18 protein-coding genes are annotated in these 20,955 nt (G+C 43.5%); 3 read left to right on the top strand and 15 right to left on the bottom strand.

Annotated elements, in window-relative coordinates; all coding sequences use genetic code 11:
• Positions 1-77 precede the first annotated feature (77 nt).
• From MHH89_RS29965 to alaS, 9 genes are all read right to left on the bottom strand, one after another.
• Complete coding sequence (locus tag MHH89_RS29965; RefSeq protein ID WP_341088730.1) at positions 78-2,264, bottom strand: methyl-accepting chemotaxis protein; 2,187 nt, start codon at positions 2,262-2,264, stop codon at positions 78-80.
• 319 nt (positions 2,265-2,583) lie between these two features.
• Positions 2,584-3,915, bottom strand: a complete 1,332-nt coding sequence (locus tag MHH89_RS29960; protein WP_036675585.1) for a peptidase U32 family protein — start codon at positions 3,913-3,915, stop codon at positions 2,584-2,586.
• A 99-nt stretch (positions 3,916-4,014) separates the two neighbouring features.
• Positions 4,015-4,947, bottom strand: a complete 933-nt coding sequence (locus MHH89_RS29955; protein ID WP_076126299.1) for a peptidase U32 family protein — start codon at positions 4,945-4,947, stop codon at positions 4,015-4,017.
• 56 nt (positions 4,948-5,003) lie between these two features.
• The gene (gene mltG / locus MHH89_RS29950) at positions 5,004-6,053 is read right to left on the bottom strand and encodes an endolytic transglycosylase MltG (RefSeq protein WP_248547697.1); all 1,050 of its coding nucleotides are present in this window, start codon (positions 6,051-6,053) and stop codon (positions 5,004-5,006) included.
• A gap of 172 nt (positions 6,054-6,225) precedes the next feature.
• Positions 6,226-6,534, bottom strand: coding sequence for a DUF1292 domain-containing protein (locus MHH89_RS29945; RefSeq protein WP_341088728.1), 309 nt, complete (start codon positions 6,532-6,534; stop codon positions 6,226-6,228).
• Positions 6,527-6,835, bottom strand: a complete 309-nt coding sequence (locus MHH89_RS29940) for a DUF1292 domain-containing protein (protein WP_038569507.1) — start codon at positions 6,833-6,835, stop codon at positions 6,527-6,529. Before MHH89_RS29940 ends, MHH89_RS29945 begins: the two co-directional genes overlap by 8 nt.
• A 13-nt stretch (positions 6,836-6,848) precedes the next feature.
• Positions 6,849-7,268 carry a Holliday junction resolvase RuvX gene (gene ruvX, locus MHH89_RS29935; protein WP_076277088.1) on the bottom strand — a complete coding sequence of 140 codons (420 nt, stop codon included), beginning with the start codon at positions 7,266-7,268 and terminating at the stop codon, positions 6,849-6,851.
• Positions 7,265-7,540 (bottom strand): IreB family regulatory phosphoprotein, encoded by a 276-nt coding sequence (locus MHH89_RS29930; RefSeq protein WP_036675601.1) that lies wholly within the window; start codon positions 7,538-7,540, stop codon positions 7,265-7,267. Before MHH89_RS29930 ends, ruvX begins: the two co-directional genes overlap by 4 nt.
• Positions 7,541-7,854: 314 nt before the next feature.
• Positions 7,855-10,488: an alanine--tRNA ligase gene (alaS, locus tag MHH89_RS29925; RefSeq protein WP_340978037.1), complete on the bottom strand. Its 2,634-nt coding sequence runs from the start codon at positions 10,486-10,488 to the stop codon at positions 7,855-7,857.
• 469 nt (positions 10,489-10,957) lie between these two features.
• Between alaS and MHH89_RS29920 the strand changes: the two genes are divergently transcribed.
• The gene (locus tag MHH89_RS29920; protein WP_341088727.1) at positions 10,958-11,869 is read left to right on the top strand and encodes a CPBP family intramembrane glutamic endopeptidase; all 912 of its coding nucleotides are present in this window, start codon (positions 10,958-10,960) and stop codon (positions 11,867-11,869) included.
• A gap of 84 nt (positions 11,870-11,953) precedes the next feature.
• Here MHH89_RS29920 and MHH89_RS29915 read toward each other — a convergent pair whose 3' ends face one another.
• The 5 genes from MHH89_RS29915 to MHH89_RS29895 all read right to left on the bottom strand — a co-directional run bounded on the left by MHH89_RS29915 (position 11,954) and on the right by MHH89_RS29895 (position 16,888).
• Complete coding sequence (locus MHH89_RS29915; RefSeq protein ID WP_341088725.1) at positions 11,954-12,871, bottom strand: DUF5692 family protein; 918 nt, start codon at positions 12,869-12,871, stop codon at positions 11,954-11,956.
• Positions 12,872-13,166: 295 nt separating this feature from the next.
• Positions 13,167-14,429, bottom strand: coding sequence for an FAD-dependent oxidoreductase (locus MHH89_RS29910; protein ID WP_076184718.1), 1,263 nt, complete (start codon positions 14,427-14,429; stop codon positions 13,167-13,169).
• Between the two features lie 3 nt (positions 14,430-14,432).
• Positions 14,433-15,470, bottom strand: a complete 1,038-nt coding sequence (locus MHH89_RS29905) for a helix-turn-helix domain-containing protein (protein WP_076126290.1) — start codon at positions 15,468-15,470, stop codon at positions 14,433-14,435.
• Between the two features lie 80 nt (positions 15,471-15,550).
• Entirely contained in the window at positions 15,551-16,297 is a 747-nt protein-coding gene (locus tag MHH89_RS29900; RefSeq protein ID WP_305953684.1) for a metallophosphoesterase family protein, read from the bottom strand.
• Between the two features lie 69 nt (positions 16,298-16,366).
• Positions 16,367-16,888, bottom strand: coding sequence for a MarR family winged helix-turn-helix transcriptional regulator (locus MHH89_RS29895; RefSeq protein ID WP_076134039.1), 522 nt, complete (start codon positions 16,886-16,888; stop codon positions 16,367-16,369).
• Positions 16,889-17,105: 217 nt separating this feature from the next.
• Here MHH89_RS29895 and MHH89_RS29890 point away from each other — a divergent pair, with 217 nt between their 5' ends.
• The gene (locus MHH89_RS29890) at positions 17,106-18,737 is read left to right on the top strand and encodes an MDR family MFS transporter (RefSeq protein WP_076218151.1); all 1,632 of its coding nucleotides are present in this window, start codon (positions 17,106-17,108) and stop codon (positions 18,735-18,737) included.
• 74 nt (positions 18,738-18,811) lie between these two features.
• On the opposite strand, the gene MHH89_RS29885 is transcribed toward MHH89_RS29890, so the two are convergent.
• Positions 18,812-19,279 carry a MarR family winged helix-turn-helix transcriptional regulator gene (locus tag MHH89_RS29885; protein WP_076126284.1) on the bottom strand — a complete coding sequence of 156 codons (468 nt, stop codon included), beginning with the start codon at positions 19,277-19,279 and terminating at the stop codon, positions 18,812-18,814.
• A 148-nt stretch (positions 19,280-19,427) separates the two neighbouring features.
• Here MHH89_RS29885 and MHH89_RS29880 point away from each other — a divergent pair, with 148 nt between their 5' ends.
• Positions 19,428-20,924: an amidase gene (locus tag MHH89_RS29880; RefSeq protein ID WP_341088724.1), complete on the top strand. Its 1,497-nt coding sequence runs from the start codon at positions 19,428-19,430 to the stop codon at positions 20,922-20,924.
• Positions 20,925-20,955 lie beyond the last annotated feature (31 nt).

The raw sequence follows: 20,955 nt of genomic DNA, 5'->3' as shown, positions 1-20,955 counted from the left end.
ACAACAACAAACCGCCTCTTCATGTTGAAGAAGCGGTTTTGTTAGGTAAACAATTTAGAAATTAGTGATGAATCCACTCATTTTATAGTGAATAATGACAGCTTGTCCTTCAATTGACCTGAAGCACTTTCCAGCTTGCCAGATAATGAAACGAGTTGATCACTTACATTTTGCTGTTCATTACTGAGTGAAGCTACTTCTTGGGAAGTTGCTGAAGATTGCTCAGCTACGGCGCTAACGTTCCCCATAGCCTCTGACAACACACCTTGCGAATGATTCAGACTGCTGATCGCTTTCGTCACCGATTCCAGGCTTGTTATGAATTCATCCATCTGTCCTTTTACGGACAGGAAGATATCACTTGTACTCTTCACGGAGCTTACTTGTTCTTTAAACAGTGGTGCTACTTCGGATAATACAGCTTCCGTTTCGTTCATTTCCGCCATGATCTTATCCGTAATTCCAGCAACAAGGGCAATAGATTGTTTCGATTGGTCAGCAAGCTGCCGTACTTCACCCGCAACTACCATGAAGCCCTTACCAGCTTCTCCTGCACGAGCGGCTTCTATTGTTGCATTTAACGATAAGATATTCGTCTGTTGCGTGATACTCTTCATCACATCCAACACCTTAATTACGGAGAATACTGTCTCCTTCAGGTGGTTGACACGTTCGACAAGTGCACTTGTTTTTTCTCCAGTGCGGCTAGTCTGATCCAGCAGGTCAGTTAATTGCTTAGCGCCTTGAGCACTAGCTTCACCAACCCCACGTGCTGCTTCATCCATCTCAGTGTTGGCATATATTACAGTCTGCATTTGCGTAGCAATCACATCTGTTAGCTCATTACCTCGTTCAGCTTCAAGCGCCAGACTGCCTGCCCCACCGGCAATTTCTTCCGTAGCGGCTGCGATTTCCTTCGCAGAAATAGCTGTCTTCCGTGAGGCTTCACCAAGCTCACCAGCGGTCTCCAGCACATCCCGAGCGGTTTCTGTCGTTTGCGATACAAGCTCAGTAATACGCTCCATCATCACGTTAAAGGAAGCCGATAGCTGGCCAATTTCATCTTTAGAAACATATTCTGTACGTACACTTAGATCACCACCTGCACCTTGTACCATAAGATCCTTCAAGCGTGCTAGAGGGCGAGCAATCATACGCACCATCCAGATCCCGATTACTATGGCTAGCAGAGCCGCACCAGCAGCCGCAATAAAAGTAGTCAACAGAATCGGACGTGCTTCTTTTACTAGCTCATCTGTTGGGACTACCCCTGCCAACTTCCAATCCGCCCGGATCATTGGATTAAAGACAGCAAGGATTTCTTTCCCGTTTGTATCCTTCTCATCCAAGCTTTTGTTATCCTTTTTACTTGCCTGAATAAAAGCGAACTCTGAAGGTTTACCATCGTCTTTTGAATCCGAAGAAGCTACTACGGTTCCATCAGGAGTGACAAGTTGAATTCGAGAGCCATCTCCCAGCTGTACACTTGCGAATGATTCCTCCAGCAATGTATTCTTCAACACAAGGATGACTATGTATCCTGTACCTGAGCCCAGGGTTTTGAGAGATCTTGCCATAGCAATATTTTTGTCTCCATCACCTTGAACAGCTGTCGAGAACCATATGTTCTTGGCTGCATCACCATCACCTTTAGAATAGTAGGATTCATAAGATGCAGTGTTGTCGACAATCTTCTTATACCATTCTTGTTCTCTTATGTTATCTAACTTAATGCCGCCACTGCCACTTGTAACAATGTCTTGATCAGGCGACTCCGGGATCAAAGAAACACTAAGAATATTAGAATCCGTTGTAATCTGACTGGACAACTTTTTACTTACTGCGCTTGTAGCTTCAAATTTCTCATAGGAAGATTGTGCAGTCACTAAAGACTTCAAATCTTCTTGCATCTGCGCATCAAAATAAAGCTGTAAAGCCAAGTTCTCGTACTGTTTCAAAGTAATATCTAACTTTTCTGAGGTCTGAATAATAGTCTGACGGTAGGCTTCCGATACGTTGTTCTTAATTGTCTTCTTGGCTTTTGAATAAGATAGCAGTCCAAGTGCCATTACCACAATTACAATTGCACACAAAAATATCAGGAATATCTTCACGCCAACAGATTCCATAGGATTAACTCTTTTGATCTGTCCCCGCAAATCTATCCCATTCTTCAAATTAAACTTAGGTGTCTTAACTGCCCCTTCAATCTTGCTTGTTTCCTTGTTTCCTGTGATCGCCGATTTCTTATTCTTTTTATTCATGCTAAACCTTCTCTCATTATGCTTTTCACTAATACTATCTTGATCAGGATCCCCCATCTTGATCACCTACCCGCTAATATTAGAATACGCATGAAAGCGTTAACCAATATATATATCGGCGTATTAGGTCTTTTTCCTTAGCTTTACGAGACTTTTTTTACAACTTTTAACCTATGTATGTTTAAACATAATAAATAGCTTGCTGCACCTCCTCTCTTGGAGATATTTGTTAATCCCTAATATATATAACTTATTGTTTGCTTTGTCAAAAAGAAAAACAGGGAGGCTCTTGGATGACCAAAGGCTTCCCTGTTTTTTATTAAAACTTCTTCTTACGCATCATATCAAAGTATGCAACCGGTTGATCTACCTTCATACGAATAGGTTGCAGTGGATGACGGGCAGCATCAAGCGAATTGCCTTTCTCATCCCATATTTCGCCAACCGTTTGCTTGAAGAACGTATCGTTAGGTCCAAAGAATTCTACTTCCTGACCTGGCTTAAAGTGATTGCGCTGTTGAACTAGTGCCGTACCACTTTCAGCATCATATTCAATTACAAGTCCGGCAAAATCATACGGAGCTGCTTTTTCTTCAGGCTCATAGATATGATCTTCATGATCCGGAGTATCATAGAAGAATCCTGTGTTTAGCGGACGGTTAGCGGCTTTATTAAGCTCATCCAGCCATTCCTGCTTCAATTCATACCCTTCCGGATCTGCCATATAAGCATCAATGGCTTTACGATATGCATTAACGACAGTAGCCACATAGTGGATTGACTTCATTCGTCCTTCGATCTTGAAGCTGTCGATGCCCACTTCAATCAGTTCAGGTATACTTTCCAGCATACACAAATCCTTAGAGCCCATGGAGAAGGGATTATCTCCTTGCTGATGCAGTGGAATCTGAGTTACCCCGGGAAGCAAAGGAGCTGGAGATTTCGCTTCAGCCTGCTCTTCCTCAGACACCCAAGTCCCTTCCGGACGTGCATCCTCAAACAAATCATATTTCCAGCGGCAAGACTGGCAACAGCCCCCGCGATTGGAATCACGGTCGGTGAAATGGTTAGACAAAACACAACGACCCGAATACGAGGAACACATTGCACCATGGATGAAGCTTTCGATTTCAATGTCGACATGTTTTTTAATCTCAGCGATCTCTTCCAGGCTTGTCTCACGGCCCAAAACAACACGCGGAAGCCCCTCTTCCTTCCAGAAGGACACCGCTTGCCAGTTCAACGTAGACTGCTGTGTACTCAAATGCACTTCAAGACCAGGCACTAACCGGCGTGCTGTATCTACAATGATTGGATCAGCTACGATAATAGCAGCAATGCCAGCTTCATATAAGTTACGCAGGTATTCTTCAATTCCCGCGACATCTTCATTGTGAGCATAAATGTTTGTTGCAACAAATACCTTAGCGCCATATTTCTTGGCGAATTCAACACCTTCGCGCATTTCCTCGAAGCTGAAATTATCTGCGCCGGAACGCAAGCCGTATTGTTGTCCTCCGATATAAACAGCATCCGCACCATAGTGTACTGCGAACTTCAATTTTTCCAAATTACCAGCCGGAGCGAGGAGCTCCGGTTTGTCCAGACGGTAACGTTTGCCCTTATATTGCGGCTTTGTCATGGTTCCCATTCCTGTTCTCCCCTCCATCGCCCACAAAGCTAAGTCACATGCTATAAATGCTGTACCTAATCTTCGTGGGGACCTATAACCTCTTTATTTTTGTCAAACTTAATATACTTGCTCTTTATAGAAAAATCCGAAGCTTAACTCCCGTTCAGGGTCCTGCACCGTTCTGATTACATCCATCCATTCCTCATTGAAGGCATAACCTTCCGGATCAGCCGCATAAAGATCTATAGCTTTACGATAAGTCTTCACAACCGTTACATTATACGCTATCGATTTCAAGAGTCCCTCAATCTTAAGGCTGTGTATACCTGCAGCCATCAGAATATGCAGATCCTCCAAAATACAAATATCATCCGAGCTCATAATATGAGTGCCGTTCTCGTCTTCATAAATCGGGAATTTCTGGTCATCTCGTTCTTCTTCAATCAGAAATAGTCCGCGTTCCTTTCCGAGACTTCCTCCATCACTAGGACGGCCTTGATGTGACATATAGCTTTCAACAAGCTTCCGCTTGGAATGGTATATATTGGTCATTCCATGAACCTGCACCTGTGCCTCAATCTCCAAAAGCGGAACCATTTCCGTCATTTCATCCATATTCAGCTCACGGGCCAGCACAACGCGAGAAGCCCCCTTGCGTCCCCAATAATTCGCGGTCGCATAGTTGGTGGAAGTCATTTCCGCATTCCAGTGCAGCTTCATTGCTGGCGCTTCTTTCTTCACAGTGGTTAACACTGCTGGATCCCCGAATTCAACACCATCAATGCCAAGCTCACCTAAAGCCTTCACATAGGCAGGAAGCTCATCCAGCAGACGGTTGGACATCAGCCCACCCAAGCTTGCATACACTTTGCAGCCTCGCGAATGTGCCATTTCTACGACAGTCGCTGTATCCTCCAGAGAGAAATGTCCAGCAAGCCGCATCCCGAAACGGTCATCCCCAATGAGCAACGCATCTGCTCCGGCATCCAGCAGAGCAGCAGCTTCCTCCAAGGACGCTGCCGTCACCAGCAATTCCGGTTTGTTAGTCATGTTGTACCTCCTACTTGTACAGTTATTTCAACCGCACCACTCTTCATTTTAATAGTTTATTTCGATTCTTGCTTACTTTTTTCGATATTGGCTAAATGTTCCTTGTAGGTCTTAGCAAATAAATGGCCCTGTGTACCATCTTTTTTGGTCACATAGAAGTAATATTCAGAAGCTTCTGGTTCGAGTGCCGCTTGAATGGACTCCAGCCCCGGATTACTAATAGGTCCCGGAGGAAGTCCAATATTCTTATACGTATTATATGGACTATCAACTTCCAAATCTTTATACAAAAGTCTTTCCTTCTGCTTATTGAGTAAATATTGAACGGTAGCGTCGATCTCCAGCTTCTGCTCTTTCTTTAGGCGGTTATAAATAACACCAGCCACAAGCGGACGTTCACTATCCACCACAACTTCCCGCTCAACCAGCGAGGCTACGGTCAACAGTTCATGCAGAGACAATCCACGCGTTTCTAGCTTTTGCTGCCAGTTAGGAATCGTATCTAGCTTCTTCTGGAACTGATCCAAAAGCGCTTCTACAACTTCCTGGGGCGTGCTATCTTTGGCCAGTTCATAGGTTTCGGGGAATAAATATCCTTCAAGACGGTGGCGTAGATTCTTATCCTGCGGGATACCCAGAATATCAATCCCCTTCAAACCTGCACCAGTATCCATAATTTCAAGAAAAGTAGCCGCATCCTGATTCCAGGCTTCAGCGAGCTTCTTAGCGATCTGCTCAGCAGTATATCCTTCGGGGATAGTAAAGACCACAGTTTCTTCCTTAACTACATCACCTGCATTTAATCTTGCAATGAGTTCATCATAGCTGTCACCGGGCTTAGCGATATAAGTACCTGCTTTGAAGCTAGAGCCTTCTTTAGTCCATTTCAAATATCCCTTAAAAAAAAGACTCTTACGGATAATGCCATTCTGCTCAAGCAGATCAGCAATCTCCGCACTTCCCATGCCCTTCTCTATCGTAAATGTTACAGCAGGACCTGCAGGCTCTACCGGCTGCATCCCGTTCCAAATGTACCATGCGCCCCCACCTCCTGCTGCTACCAGCAAAAGAATAATGATTAACACAGTACGGATTGCGGATTTCAAGTCTGGTTCCTCACTTTCCGACTATAAAGTATAAAAGTGTATTGCCTAAAATTCAATATATATTTCCTTAGATTGATGTATATAGGATATTGCTCGCATTTCAAGCAAAAAGAGCGCGGAATTCTCCGCCCTCTTCCGTGCCCATCATAAATGTAACGTACATGTTTAAGTTTTATTCAGCGCCATCTGCTGGAAAAGTCATCTCATCGTATAGCTCAGAGATGTCTTCCCACTCTTCATCGTCCATAATGCTCTCCAATTCCGGAAGTCCGTCAGAAGAGACAACAATACGCAGGATCTCATACTCCACGTCTTTGCCAGAGCTTTTCAGCACTGCATATCCGCGATCACCGACTTCAAATTCGGCGATAATATCGTAAATGGAAGATTTGCCTTGCTCCTCTTCCAGTTCTACAGTTTCTCCGTAGGCTTCTTTAAGCCGTGTAGTCCATACCGCTTGATCAGCGGATATCTCAGTCATTCTCCGATCCTCCGTCCAACTCGTCGACCAGTGTGTTGAAAGTCTCTTCGACAATCGCCCACTCCTCGTCATTATCGATCATGAACAATTGAAGATCGTCGCCTTCTTCCACATAACGGAACGCGTATACCTCATCGGTTTCCTCGTCCTCGGAGTCTAGCGGAACCACCATCATATACTTAGCGTCCGAGCCATCAACCTCAAACTTCATAATGACCTCGAATTCCTCTTCATTACCTTCCTCATCGGGAATATAGATAATTTCCGGTTCTTCCTCTTGGCCAATCTGTTCGTTTGTCATATCCTCGCACCCCTCACCTTTTACTGTTAGCATCCAAAAAATTTTGCAAAATCAGGGCTGCAGCCATTTTATCCACAATCCCCTTGCGTTTCTTCCGGCTGACGTCCCCTTCAATCAGCACCCGCTCTGCGGATACCGTCGTCAGACGCTCATCCCAAAGGTGTACGGGCATATCTAACTGTTCCCGTAGCTTATCAGCGAACTCTATACAGATTTCGCCCCGGGGTCCTACTGAGCCGTTCATATTCTTCGGTAGACCAACTACAATTTCTCCAATTTCGTGCTCTGCAACAAGTTCACGAATGCGTTCGAACTCATTACCCGTACCTCGGCGCTCAATTGTTTCAAGAGCTTGTGCCGTCCAGCCAAAAACATCACTTGTGGCTACACCGATTCTACGGTCGCCGTAATCTAAACCTAACTTCTTCTTCATTTCGGATTGTCCACCCTGTGATTGACGAGATAGAATCTAACCAGCTCTTCAATCAGCTCATCACGTTCTTTTCTCCGGACCAAACTTCTCGCATTGTTATGGCGCGGAATGTAAGCCGGATCTCCGGAAAGAAGATACCCTACGATCTGATTGATCGGATGATACTCTTTCTCCACCAGTGCATCGTATACTGCTAGCAATATTTCCTGGGGAGAAGCTTCCTTTTCGTCGCCCTTCACATTGAATTTGACCGTTTTGTCCATGGAGTCCATTTGTGACACCTTCCTTCTGCAAAATCGCCTTTTGGGACGGCTTCGCAAAGTTGCTACTGTGCAGCTCGCTTGCTTCCTTTATCATAACATATTCATGCCCCAACGAGGAAATCCTGCCCGTTATTAACGCTTTTTTTGGCATTTTCTCTACAAAAATTATGATATTTTTGGCTTTTAAGCTATTGTCAAGCACAATTATTCATGAATATCTAACATCCTGCTAATAAAGAGTAGCGGTACTGATATCAAACTCTCAGTACCGCTATGTTTTCTCGTAATACGTTTAGTTAGAGAAATGGTTTCGTAATTTTAACTTAGGCTAAGGAAGCTACCAATTCTTCAGCCTTTGCCAATGCTTCGTTTAGCTTAGAAGCATCTTTACCGCCGGCTTGCGCCATATCTGGACGCCCACCGCCACCACCGCCGCAAACTGCTGCAATTTCTTTAACGAGTTTACCAGCGTGGAAACCTTTCTTCACCAGGTCTTGCGGTACAGATACTACAAAGTTTACCTTATCATCCATCGCTGCACCTAATACAAGCACTGCATCCGGAAGCTTGGATTTCAATTCATCCGCTGTGGAACGCAAAGCATCCATATTGCCTGCTTGAACAGCAACAGCCAGGAGCTGCGTACCTGCGCCAACTGTCTTCACACTGCTTGTAAGTTCAGCAGCAAAAGTAGCACTCAGCTTGGATTGCAAGGACTCATTCTCACGCGAAAGCTCACGCACCTGGTTATGCAGCGCTTCGATCCGTTTCGGAACGTCATTCAGAGAAGACTTAAGAAGGCCTGCTGATTGTTTGAGCAAATCTAGCTGACTTTCAGTGAACTGGTAAGCGTAACGTCCGGTAACCGCTTCGATGCGGCGCACTCCGGAACCAATGCCACTTTCGCTAAGCAGCTTGAAAATTCCGATTTGCGACGTGTTGGATACATGACAACCACCGCAAAGCTCAAGGCTGTAATCACCCACTTGAACGACACGGACGATATTACCGTATTTTTCACCAAAGAGTGCCATTGCTCCCATTGCTTTAGCTTCATCAATCGGCTTGTTCTCAATCACTACATCTAGACCGCGCCAGATTTGTGCATTTACGCGATGTTCGATATCGCTCAATTCTTCTGGAGTAATCGCTCCAAAATGGGAGAAGTCAAACCGCAAACGAGCACCTTCCACTAAAGATCCCGCTTGATTAACATGCCCGCCAAGAACTTCTTTAAGCGCTTTGTGCAATAAATGGGTAGCTGTGTGGTTCTTCACGATATCTTCACGGTCCGCACGATCCACTTCCGCGCGAACGGATTCGCCCACTTTCAATTCTCCCGCTTCCACAGTTACCAAATGTACGTGTTGGCCGTGTGGAGCTTTAAAGAGTCCTTTTACCTTAGCTGTAACTGAACCCCCAGTAAGCACACCCGTGTCACTTACTTGTCCGCCGCTCTCAGCATAGAACGGTGTTGTATCAAGAATAACTTGGCATTCTGCGCCTTCACCGGCGACATCTACCAATTCATCACCCACAACAATAGCCAGGATTTTCGACTCTGTTACCGAGTCATTATATCCAACAAATTCACTTTTAACCGTCAGGTCTGCTAGTGCGCCTCCCTGGATCTTCATGCTGCCGCCATCATGACGTGCAGCCCTCGCACGGTCACGTTGCTCCTGCATAGCCGCATCAAAACCTTCACGGTCTACAGTTAATCCTTGCTCTGCTGCGAAATCTTCGGTCAGGTCAAATGGGAACCCATAAGTATCATATAACTTAAATGCATCGGCTCCAGCAATATTGCTGAGACCCTCTGCTTTTGCTTTAGCACTGATCTCACCCAAAATAGCCAATCCGTCAGACAATGTTTCGTGGAAACGTTCTTCTTCAGTACGAATAATCTTTGCGATATATTCGCGGTTGTCCACAACGGATGGATAGTAGACACCCATAATTTCGCCAACGGTTTCAGTCAGCTCATACAGGAATGGACGATCCAGACCCAAGGTCTTTCCGTACCGAACAGCACGACGAAGCAAACGGCGGATAATATAACCGCGTCCTTCATTAGAAGGAAGTACTCCATCACCTACTGCAAAAGTAACAGTACGCACATGGTCAGCGATTACTTTAAGCGCGATATCCTGCTCAACGTTATCTTTATAAGTTACACCCGCGAGCTGTGCTGTCTTTTGAATAATAGGTTGGAACAAATCAGTGTCGAAGTTCGAATCTACATCCTGTAGAATGGATGCAAAACGCTCCAAGCCAGCCCCTGTATCAATGTTTTTATTCGGAAGCGGCGTATAGCTGCCATCCTTGTTATGGTTGAATTGTGAGAACACCAGGTTCCATACTTCTAACCAGCGTTCATTTTCTCCACCTGGATACATTTCCGGATCGCTCATATCACTGCCGTAAGCTTCACCACGGTCATAAAAGATTTCCGAGCAAGGACCGCATGGGCCTTCGCCAATATCCCAGAAATTATCGTCGCCCAGCTTAATGATGCGTTCAGCAGGCAGGCCAACCTTTTCATTCCACAGCTTAAATGCCTCTTCATCCTCTGCGTACACCGTTACGGAAATACGTTCCGGGTCAAAGCCGATCCACTCTTTGCCGGTTAGGAACTCCCAAGCCCATGTGATAGCTTCTTCTTTGAAATAATCGCCGATGGAGAAGTTACCCAGCATCTCGAAAAATGTATGGTGACGGCGTGTCTTACCCACATTCTCGATATCATTGGTACGAATACATTTTTGTGAGTTAGTCAGGCGCGGATTTTCTGGAACCTCCCGGCCATCGAAGTACACTTTCAAAGGTGCCATACCCGCATTGATCCACAGAAGCGAAGGATCGTTGTGAGGAACGAGGGACGCACTTGGTTCAATCTTGTGACCTTTACTTTCAAAAAACTTAAGCCATTTGGAACGAATTTCACTTGCTTTCATCATTTACAGCTCCCGTCTCATCTTTTTACTTCGGCATTTACACCGGAAATTACAAAATACCTAAAAAATAAAAACAAAAAAACGCCCCTGAATAATTCAGGGACGATTAATATCGCGGTACCACCCTGGTTATCGCCTTGACCCCACTAATGGGACAATTGCAGACGATCGCCTTGTCGCGGCTGATAACGGGCGCCCCCGGTGAGCATTGATCTCACACTCCGAAATTAGCTTTCCACCGGCCTGTCTTCAAGGTTCTCACAGCCATTACGAAACGTTTCGTAAAGGAACCTTTTCTCTGATCAAGCCATCCTCCGGTGTACTTCATTTTCATCAACGATTTGTCCGATTTGCATTTTAACATTTCAAGTATAGCCAGTGCCCTTGCTTCTGTCAATCTGGGGATGGGCGAATGTGAAGAATAACACATGATTTTTGTAACAGTAAACTTGGCCTCAAAAAGGATATAGTGAAATCTAAGGTTAATTTGGAATATTTTGTATTGGGAGGACTGCCGTCGATGCTTCACTCCAAGGAGTTCAATCCATCATCGATTTTTGAAGCAAAGCCTACACACTACCTTTTTATAGCGAGCCTCATTTTTATTCATATTATCTTTACTCTTACGGTTAATCTCATCCTTTTTGAGCATGGATATTTAAGTTTTATTGCCAAAAACACAAACCACTGGATCAATGAAACGTTAGCCGCCAATCTAGTTGGGCTTCTCTTAGAAGTAATTATTTTTTTGATTCTGATAGCTAAAGTTTCGCCCCGGGATTTTGGGTTAAAAATAGAAAAATTAAGAGCCGGACTGCTGGGTACCTTTCTGTTTTGGCTCGCTATAAATATAGTAGATTTGTGTATGGTACACCTGAATCACTCAGAGCTAACACTTAACAATGCTATCTTCAGCCATTCAAATTTAGTTTTCGGTGAAATTCTAGGTCAAGTCTTGGGAAATGCTTTATTGGAAGAAATCTTATTTCGCGGCTTCCTGCTCGTTCAAATCTATCTATACTTAAAAAAAATCAACAACAAAACTACACGGATGATCTCTGCAATGCTGATTTCACAATCGATCTTTGCCGCCATACATATCCCAAACCGGATTTACTCAGGATTAGTTGGAATGGAGTTTGTTTATGATTTTATCATGCTTCTAATTCTAGGAATTATATTCGCTCTACTCTATATCTTAACCCGAAATTTATTTTTCGTGATCGGCGTTCACTCATTAATGAATATTCAGATAGTGTTTTGGAACAGTAATTTCACGTATACGGCAACTTTATTATGTGTCTTATTACTGACTTGTCTTTTGCTTTGTATAAAAAGGAAAACATTTCGTGCGCAGCAACGGGCGGATATGGGGCTCTGATAATTAGAACTTTAATTATTCACAAAAAGAAGTCCCCCCCTTTAAGCAGGAGGAACTTCTATCACTATTACTATAATGTCTCTATTAATTCGCACCCTCTGCAATAGCTTTATAAGCAGCTAAATCCGTATAAACTTCCGCTTTAAGCGGATTGCGTTTATGCTTGATGATTTTATAGAAATGATAACCAAACACTGCAATATTAGCAGCTAAAGATAATGCACTTACTATCCACAGAGCGGTTTCACTATGAGAGGATTGTACAGAGAACTTTGACTCACCAACAAACGCCGGGAACGACATCGTAAACATCATCCAAATCGCCAAAGTCTGTGCACGATGCTGCAGCCATGCCCCTTTTTTAAAGAAGAACGCCGGGATGGTACAAGAGATCAACAATGCTGCACCTGCATAGAAGGAATGGTCAGAAACTGCATTATATACATAGGCAAAGTTCCAAATGTCATAAGCAATGATCCAGAACCAAAGCTGGTCAGGCCACAACATATCTTTACTCTTATCTTTACTGATCACAATACCCATCCAACCAGAAATCGTAATAATGTTCAGAATACCTGCGATCCCGTTCATAATGTTCCAAGGACCACCTACCATCATTACGCCATCCACCATACCTTGCAAGCTGTACACTTGGAAATCACGAATAACTGCTTCAAGAATGTTAACTGCAAGGATAATAGCCGGGAACATTAATATATATTTATTTTTGTCCCATCCTTTAACATAACGGATAGCCATAAACCCTATACATCCTGCCAAAGCAGAATATACTTTTACCCAGTGAAACCATGTTCCAGTACTGGAGCCTTCTCCTGCCGTATTTGGCCAAACCGCTATGGTAAGAACAATAGGGATAACTATAAACAGAATGATTGAGAACCACTTGCTCTTCCGTGCGATTTCATTTACAAACATTAATCCTGCTAGTACTACTAACCACATTAGCGCAGAGTACCAGGGAATCGATTCGAATAAAAACATGTTTTACTCCTCCTTGTAGGTTGGTGTATGTAATCTGTGTCTCAGGTCCAATATAGCCCATCCCTCTTTAAACGATCAAATCGCTTAAAACGTTGATTTATCAGTGTTTTTTTAGTTTCATTTCAAGTTGAGTTTACACAACCCTAGCACTAGAATTCGCCAAACTTTCTACCTTTCTTCTGAGAGATCTATTAGAATACATGTCTATAGAACTATATACTGCAAACCTAACTTGAATGTAAAAAAAACCTTGTCGACAAATTTCTTTGTGGACAAGGTTCCTCATTAATGTTATTCAAAAGAATCGTTCAACCAAGTGTTTCGCGTAGATAATACAATTCTCAAGTGTAGGGAAGTTCATGATTTCTCCAGCTAAATAGATATTGTTTTTCCCCTGCATCTGATCAACCCGTTCATAAAATCCCTCATGTAGCGCATTAGAATCCACATGTGGGAAATGCCTCCAACGCTTCATCATATATAGTCGAATGCTCTCTCCGCCCAGCTCGCGAAGTTTATTTTCTACCGTCTCTCGCATTTCCAGATCAGTCATAGCTTCATTCTCTGCTACATAAACCGTAACTAGATCCGTAGTTCCCATATCTGCCCACCGATAGTACCATGCCATCATATGCCCTTTACGTTCAGGGTACATATTCCGGGGGATATAGCCAGAAAGCTCCGGCAACCCCTTCACTCTATACGCATATACCCTAAACCATTCATAGGTTATATTCGCTAATAAAGTTTTGTCCTCACTTGACAGGCTAACTGTATCGCCCATTTGCTCTAAAGCTGCTGTATAAATGACCTTGTCAAAATAAAAGATGTCCTGACTCGTCTCTACTCGAACCTGCCCATCTTGTTCTTGCTCCATAAAAAGCACTTCACAAGTCAGGCGTAGATCGTTTACTTGGTCGGCCATTCGTCTAATCAGCTCAGTAACACCCTTAGGCCAGGTTATCATATGAGTAATTTCAATAAACGACAACAGATTATCATAGCTTAGAAATTTCAGCACATATGCAGCGGGCACATTATGGATACCACCGAATCCAAAAGTATTAAAATAATGCATGTAGACCTGCTCAAGGACAGACAGCTTATTCTCTACACACCACTGCGAAAATGGCTGACATAAATCTGGCGGTAAGTGGAGAAAACCCGGTTCTTGGAGAGACTCATAGCGTTTTAGAATATCCGGTAATCGTTTGAATTCTTGTGTAAACGCCTCTATCTGCTCCATGGGAATTTGTGAAGTTTTTCTCCCATTATTATCAAAAAATCCACGTTCTAACAATGGTCCCCTATCCATAAGATCAAAATCTCTCATAAAATCCATCGTATGTTTATAGGTAGGCAGGCCGATTAGCGTCCCCATTTCATAACTTTTTCCTTTGTACTCAATAGAATGACACTTTCCTCCTACTCTATCCGACTTCTCCATGAGGGTAATGTTGGTATATCCTTTTTTCGCTAATTCATAAGCAGCCGTAACCCCAGAAATCCCTGCACCGATGATTCCAATTCGGTCTTTATTCTTTGTGTTTGTCATCATCCGTTATCTCCTTGTAAATAACCATAATGGCAAAGTTTCTCGTTGTCCCGTATAGGCAAGTGCGACATCCGATGGTATTTTACCTTGATTAGGTCCGTCTGTAATTTGCCTGTTGAAGTTGTAGGTTCTCAAGTATTCATGTAAGCGCTTTTCTAAAATTTCAAAGGAATCTATCGTATCATCTACCCAAGCCTGCTGGTAGAATTCTTTGGTCAACACCGCCGCAAATTGCTGCAAGGGCTGAAATATCTCTGTTTGGTCTACCGTTATAGCGACTTGATTAATATTGTTCTTATGTAAAAATTCACTATATTTATGTTTTCCTCTGTCCCAGTTCGTAATGAATTCACGGCTTTTGTTCGTAACCAGATTATCGATATGAAAATCTAATGTCTTCATCAATGGGAGAACTTTCAGATGCATAAAATCTATAAAATGAATGGTAGATTTCCGATTGTATAGCTTAACTAGACCTAGTCTGGAGTAGGCATCATAAATTACATATTGATATACCTTTCCGACCCTCGGGAAAACTCCCAAATAGCTAATACTCTGCTGACACATATACCCGGGATGAGCATTTATCGGATTCTTCATCTTATAATCTAGTATTTTCCGTTTCTCTTTAAATCCTTTAGTGTGAGTGGATTGTGCGCCATTCCTCTTCTTTGCTTTGATTTGATTGGCGTAAGCTTCACGTTCTATTCGTTTATTTAGTCCGTTTCGACGTAGTACATTATAAATACCGGATTCCCCTATTTGCATACCTTCATCTTGCAGTTCATAAAAGATGCGTTTAGGCCCATCCTCAGGAAATCTGGCGACGTACTCCAAGATCAATCTTTCCGTTCTCTTATCTACTTTATTAGGCATTACCGGCTTTCTTTTCTTCTCCCCAAGTCCATCCATTCCATGTTGTTGATAAGCTTTAGACCACTTATAATAGATCGTCCGGGAAATGCCAAACTCCTTACAGGTTTCGCTCACATTCTTGCTGATGGCCCCTTGCATGAGGATATGATATTTGTTGTTCGCATTCACCTATTTGCACCCCTCCTATCTTTATTTTATACATAGTTAACGTTTAATTCATTACTATTCTAAAAAAAATGGGAGAACGCTCAAAGCGTCTCACCATTCCGAACAAAATGCGTTATGTATTTCCCTGCGGAAATCTCCAAGCAATTTAGTCGTTGGCCATATGCACAGCCGCCATCTATGCCAATTTTATCTCCCAGTGGACTAAACCAGATTTCTTCTGAATCATGCAGATCCATCGTCGAAGTATGACCGAAAACAACCGTTTTGTTAGTGCTAACTACCGGATTCTTATAAAAGGGTTCTCTAATCCAGATAAAATCATAAGGGTCTTGCTGCTTCCAATCCTCTATTAATGGATTAATGCCTGCATGAACAAAAATATGTTCTTCCGTCTCATGATAAAGCGGCAATGTGCTCAGAAAGTCTATATGATGTCTATAGTCCCGCCTAATTTTTTCTTTTAGCTGCATATAATCCTTCCAGCCAAAATCCTTCTGCAATCCTTCGTAGCCCGCCTCGCAATAACTCATCAGTGTATGAAATCCGCCGTTAGTTAGCCAATGGGTATCCAATTTATCATCATCGCTGGTGAGCGCATCGCAAGCCATTTTATCGTGATTTCCTTTGAGAACTATCGCTCCACATTCTTGCTGCAGAGTCATCACTTGCTCCACAATTCCTTTACTGTCCAGACCTCTATCCACATAATCTCCCATTAAAATAAGCTTATCCTCCGCCGGGCGATAATTCACTTTTGATAATAGGGCATTGAATTCTACATAACTTCCGTGAATGTCACTAATTGCTAATATTCTGATGATAATCACTCCTTGCTCTAAGATGCAAAAAAAGATGTTCCCGCAGGTCTGCAGGAATATCTTTTGATGTTGGTCTTTCTATACTGAATCTATAACTAATGGCTCCTCATCCGACTGTGGAAAAAAATGACGGCTTCTGACCTCATGCACCGCTTCTTGAAAACGATCGCACAAAAAGATCAGCTGGTCGATCTCTTCCTTACCGACCTTTTGTGTGATTTCACTCAAAATGCCGGAATAGGATGCCATCTGCCTGCTATAAATCTGCTCTCCAAGCTCACTCAGACAGATATATACGACCCGCCGATCTGTATCGGATGTTGTACGCACTACGTAACCTTTTTCCTCCAACGTATTTGCCATTTGCGTGGCAGTAGGTCTACTTATCTGGAGCAGGTCACTTAATTTAGAAATCATAACTCCCCGGTGCTGTTTGTCACCTTCAGCCGCTTTCTTTTGCTTCATAACAGTGTGAATGACGTACATCATAACAAACTCTCTATACGATACTACATCAATCGAGTAGGGGCGAGCAGTCAGACGCTTTATATTTTCAAGGGCTATGATCAGCTTCTGCTCTTGATTGTCATGGGTATCCATAGGGCACCTCCAATATACCTCAATCTAATTAGATTACTTACCTATTCCCAAAAAATCAAGTCAAATTCAAATTCTCTTTAAATTAAAATTTAATAATTAACCTGTTGTGCTAATTGATGAATTTGTGTATTATACATAAATGATAGTTTGGCTACCTAATTATTACGACATGAATTCCCAAACTACAATATATAGAAGTTAAAGGAGAGGAACTGCTCTGGAGCATCTCACTCAGAAAAAGAAAGTTACAATTATGATTGCTTTAATGGCGGCTATGTTTTTCGCAGCAATCAACCAGACGATTGTGGGCACAGCAATGCCCCGAATTATTGCGATGCTTGGAGGTATTGAACATTATACCTGGGTAATTACCATCTATATGCTCACCTCAACCATTGCTACCGTACTTGTCGGTAAGTTATCCGATATTTACGGAAGAAAGCCCTTCCTGTTATCAGGGATTGTCATTTTTATTATAGGTGCTTTCCTATCCGGATTGTCGACCAACATTTTTCAAATGATCACTTATCGCGGGATTCAAGGTCTAGGCGGCGGGATTCTAATGTCGGCTACCGTAACCGCTGTAGGTGATTTGTTCGCTCCAAGAGAGAGAGCCAAGTGGACTGGAATTATGATGGCGATATTTGGTTTCTCCAGTGTAATTGGTCCTACCCTTGGTGGATTCATGGTAGATCACATGGCTTGGAAATGGATCTTCTGGATCTTCTTACCTTTCGGGATCGTGGCCTTCTTTATGATTTTGAAAATGTTCCCTAAAACCACGCGTTCTACATCTGAGTCCATCGACTACTTAGGCTCCATTTTCCTTTCCCTGACCATTGTTGCGCTCTTGCTCGGCTTTTCATGGGCAGGAACAAAATATGACTGGGGTTCTCCGGAGATTCTCGGCTTGTTTGGGGCTTCCATTCTGGGTCTGATTATCCTGATTCTGATTGAACGTAAAGCTAAAAGCCCAGTATTGCCATTATCCTTATTTAAAAATTCCATCGTATCCATCTCAATGATTGTCGGCTTCCTGATGAATGCCGGTATGATGGGCGCAATGATCTACCTGCCTTTCTTCGTGCAAGGGGTAGAGGGCGTCTCCCCAACTAAATCTGGTTTCATCAATATGCCAATGTCACTTACTATGATTGTACTAAGTACTTTAGTGGGAAGATGGATCTCCAAAACAGGAAAATATAAACGTTATGCTCTAATGGGGATGCCATTCATGGTTGTAGCCATGATATTAATGGCCTTTATGAGTAACATTGCTACGGCTGTAGTCAGCATGATTATCTTCGGGGTTGGGTTAGGACTATCAATGCCTGTATTTACTCTAACCGTACAAAATGCTGTAGCGCCTTCAATGCTAGGTGTTGCTACTGCTACAAATACTTTATTCCGTAATTTAGGTGGAACCATAGGTATTGCCATCATGGGTACCATTATGAACTCCTCATTAACGAAAAAATTAGAGGCAGCGGTGTCTTCTGGCAAAGGTCCGGATTTATCCAAACTTGATTCTGAATCCGCTAAACAGCTTTCTGCCTTTATGAATCCTCAAATGCTGCTAGATCAGCCTAAGCTTAAAGAATTGCATGCAACACTGCCAGAGCAAATCCAGCCGCTCTTCAATCAATTGATTGAGATGCTGCGGAACGCACTAAGCGATTCCCTGACAGTTGTGTTCTTAAGTGGTACGGCGCTGTTAGTTATCGCAGCACTGCTCGTTCTGTTCCTTAAAGAGATTCCATTACGTAGTGGAGAGAAAAAAATGGAGACACACGCAGAGGATAAAAACGGGAGTAAAAAACTCGAAAAATCTGTGCCTGCTGCACATTAATCACAAATAACCTTACATTAGAGATGTCCGTAAACAGCTTAGGCTGTGCGGCATCTCTTTTTTTATAAGAAGGGCTAGGATTCATTTGGTTGATCGTTCAATTCTTCGAAGTAAACATAGACTCCGTTTAACAGCTCCATTAACGTATCCGTCTGTTCTTTGCCCATGTAATCAATCATACCTTTAAAGGTATTCCGGGATTTCGTTACAGCCATCTCAGCCAGATGCTCCCCTTTTTCCGTAAGCGTGATCTCACTAACTCGGCGATCCTGTGCATCAGAAGTACGCACCACATATCCTTGTGCAATCAGACTATTGAGCATTTGGGTAACCGTAGGAGAGGTGACTTTCAGAAACTTGCTAATCTCCGAAACCGTCTGTCCCTTCTTCCCTTCCCGTTCTTTACCAAGCTTTAAAGAAACCAACATCCGGACCTCACTTGGCTTCAAGCCCCAAATCGTGGTTTTACGCCAGTTCATTCTAGCGAATTGTTGGAAAGCCTCCATTAACCCATCCACATTCTGATATTTCTCTTCGTTCATCAGTACACCCCATAAAATCATTTAACACTAAGTATAGCCTAATATGACGTAAAAAAGAATTGATAGATGTCAGATTACCCATTTTCAAAAAATAACTAATGGGATGTATAATATAATAATCATCCTAAATTGAAAGTGGGTATCTAATTTGTCCTTTTCTTACTCTACCTATGACGCTCTAGGACTTGCTTCACTTGTCAAAGCACGTGAAATTTCACCTCGTGAGCTGGTCGAAGCCGCCTTTGCTCGGTTAGATGAGATCAATCCGGTCATAAATGCGGTGGTGCGCACCCGTCGTGAAGCTGCTCTTAGAGAAGCCGACGAGATGCCTGTTCAGGATAACACTCGGCCGTTTGCTGGCGTTCCGTTTCTATTAAAAGATATTTCCCAATCTATCGCTGGCGAGCCCATCACTTGTGGGGCTATGCTGATGAAGAACAATGTCGCACGGTGGGATTCAAATTATGTTGCACGAATTAGGAAAGCCGGCTTTATTCCACTTGGCCATACGAATACACCCGAGTTCGGCTTAAAAAACATTACAGAGAATGTCCTCCATGGCCCTGCTCGTAATCCTTGGAATCTCGAATATTCTCCTGGAGGTTCAAGTGGCGGAGCCGCGGCGGCTGTAGCTTCTGGTATTGTTCCAGTAGCAGGAGCCAGTGATGGTGGTGGGTCCATCCGTATTCCCGCCTCATTCACAGGCCTATTCGGACTTAAACCCACGCGCGGGCGCACACCAGTAGGACCTGGAGTCGGCCGTCAATGGCAAGGGGCTTCTATTGATTTTGCCTTAACCCGGTCCGTTCGCGATAGCGCTGCTATGTTAGATCTGCTGCAGGTTGTGCAGCCGGAAGCCGCCTTCCAGACCCCGTTATACCCGGGCGTATATCTGGATGACCTGTTTAAGCCTACGCAACGTAAACTACGAATTGGATTTACGACGGCTTCCCCAGTAGGTACGCCTGTCTCTGAAGAGGCCGCAAATGCTGTTCTCAAAACCGTGAAATGGCTCGAAACTGAAGGACATGCGGTTGAAGAAACAGAAAGTCCTGTGAATGGCACAAGACTGATGGAGAACTACTATACGATGAATGCCGGAGAGGTAGCAGCTATGTTCGTCTCCCTGGAGAGAAATATGGGACGTTCCATAACTGCTGACGATGTCGATATCATTACGTGGGTCCTTGGTGAGACCGGAAAAAATGTTTCAGCGGCCGAATTCGTACATAGTCTGGATGAATGGGACGTTGCAGCCGCCCAAATGGCGGAACTGTTTAATCATTACGACTTATATATAACACCTACGAATGCAAACTCTGCTCCCAAAATTGGTGAATTAACGCATAAACCTGCAGAGATAGCAAAGCTGCTGCACGTAAACGAATTGCCAAAAGAAGAACAGAGCCGCTTAATTTACGAGATGTTTGAGCCAAGCCTAACCTATACACCGTTCACCCAGCTCGCAAATCTGACAGGCCAGCCTGCAATGAGTGTGCCCGTCCATAAGTCAGCAAATGGCCTGCCGCTAGGCGTTCAAGTCATGGCGAACAAAGGCCGTGAAGATTTGCTGCTTCAGCTTGCTGCCCAGCTTGAACAATCCGCTCTTTGGGTCGGCATGACTGGAAATCCGCTGTTCACCTGATCAATTAAGGGTGATGCTCTCGCAGCTCAAG

Origin of the sequence: Paenibacillus sp. FSL H7-0323 (assembly GCF_038002725.1) — a bacterium.
In the GTDB taxonomy this organism is placed as follows: domain Bacteria; phylum Bacillota; class Bacilli; order Paenibacillales; family Paenibacillaceae; genus Paenibacillus_AQ; species Paenibacillus_AQ odorifer.
This window is presented reverse-complemented; position numbering and strand designations above follow the sequence as displayed.

What these genes read in the sequence shown, in the direction of transcription:
- MHH89_RS29965 (WP_341088730.1), bottom strand. Translation starts at nt 2,264, where the DNA reads ATGAATAAAAAGAATAAGAAATCGGCGATCACAGGAAACAAGGAAACA.
- MHH89_RS29960 (WP_036675585.1), bottom strand. Translation starts at nt 3,915, where the DNA reads ATGGGAACCATGACAAAGCCGCAATATAAGGGCAAACGTTACCGTCTG.
- MHH89_RS29955 (WP_076126299.1), bottom strand. Translation starts at nt 4,947, where the DNA reads ATGACTAACAAACCGGAATTGCTGGTGACGGCAGCGTCCTTGGAGGAA.
- MHH89_RS29945 (WP_341088728.1), bottom strand. Translation starts at nt 6,534, where the DNA reads ATGACTGAGATATCCGCTGATCAAGCGGTATGGACTACACGGCTTAAA.
- MHH89_RS29940 (WP_038569507.1), bottom strand. Translation starts at nt 6,835, where the DNA reads ATGACAAACGAACAGATTGGCCAAGAGGAAGAACCGGAAATTATCTAT.
- ruvX (WP_076277088.1), bottom strand. Translation starts at nt 7,268, where the DNA reads ATGAAGAAGAAGTTAGGTTTAGATTACGGCGACCGTAGAATCGGTGTA.
- MHH89_RS29930 (WP_036675601.1), bottom strand. Translation starts at nt 7,540, where the DNA reads ATGGACTCCATGGACAAAACGGTCAAATTCAATGTGAAGGGCGACGAA.
- alaS (WP_340978037.1), bottom strand. Translation starts at nt 10,488, where the DNA reads ATGAAAGCAAGTGAAATTCGTTCCAAATGGCTTAAGTTTTTTGAAAGT.
- MHH89_RS29915 (WP_341088725.1), bottom strand. Translation starts at nt 12,871, where the DNA reads ATGTTTTTATTCGAATCGATTCCCTGGTACTCTGCGCTAATGTGGTTA.
- MHH89_RS29910 (WP_076184718.1), bottom strand. Translation starts at nt 14,429, where the DNA reads ATGATGACAAACACAAAGAATAAAGACCGAATTGGAATCATCGGTGCA.
- MHH89_RS29895 (WP_076134039.1), bottom strand. Translation starts at nt 16,888, where the DNA reads ATGGATACCCATGACAATCAAGAGCAGAAGCTGATCATAGCCCTTGAA.
- MHH89_RS29885 (WP_076126284.1), bottom strand. Translation starts at nt 19,279, where the DNA reads ATGAACGAAGAGAAATATCAGAATGTGGATGGGTTAATGGAGGCTTTC.